The organism is Frankia sp. AgKG'84/4 (genome assembly GCF_023242965.2).
In the GTDB taxonomy this organism is placed as follows: Bacteria; Actinomycetota; Actinomycetes; order Frankiales; family Frankiaceae; genus Frankia.
Genome location: NZ_JALKFU020000935.1, coordinates 1 through 726, shown reverse-complemented (window position 1 = coordinate 726; position 726 = coordinate 1). Strand labels below are relative to the sequence as shown.

The 726-nt window shown below is 68.5% G+C and carries 1 protein-coding gene; it reads left to right on the top strand.

All coding sequences use genetic code 11. From position 1 onward, the window contains the following. Window positions 1–445 precede the first annotated feature (445 nt). Window positions 446–726 (top strand): TCP-1/cpn60 chaperonin family protein (locus MXD58_RS26155; RefSeq protein WP_283099012.1); only part of this gene is annotated, 281 nt, incomplete at its 3' end.

Genomic DNA, 726 nt, shown 5'->3' with positions numbered 1-726 from the left:
GGTCGCACCCGCGCGGCCGCCACGGCGCCTCCGTCGCGCCGTGATCAGCCGGTCGCCCCGGCCGGCCGGAGAGCGGGGGCGAGCGCCGCGTGCGTGGCTGTCGTCCGCGCGACAGGGCGTCGTCATCCACGTGTCGTGCCGGGTTCTCCAACCGTGCACCGAAACCGTGCACCGACCGAGGCCGCGAGCCCGCTCCAAGCCCCGAAAGCCCACGCGACGCGGGGCTTCTCGACGGGGCCTCGCTTGCACTCTCCTAGGCCGAGTGCTAAACAGGACCTGGCACTCTCTCCATGGGAGTGCCAAGGCTGAAACGGCGAGGCTGCCCAGTTCGCCCGGTCCAGCGTCTGCAATCGACGCGGACCAGGAGCCACCGGGAGCCGTCCGTCGCGGGCGTCGTTGTGGCCGGCCATCGAACCTGCCATCCCACTGGGAGGACCCAGAAACCATGCCGAAGATCATCGCCTTCGACGAGGAGGCTCGGCGCGGCCTGGAGCGCGGCATGAACCAGTTGGCCGATGCGGTCAAGGTCACGCTCGGCCCCAAGGGTCGCAACGTCGTGCTGGAGAAGAAGTGGGGCGTCCCCACGATCACCAACGACGGTGTGAGCATCGCCAAGGAGATCGAGCTCGAGGACCCGTTCGAGAAGATCGGCGCGGAGCTCGTCAAGGAAGTCGCGAAGAAGACGAACGATGTCGCGGGTGATGGTACGACGACCGCGACGATTCT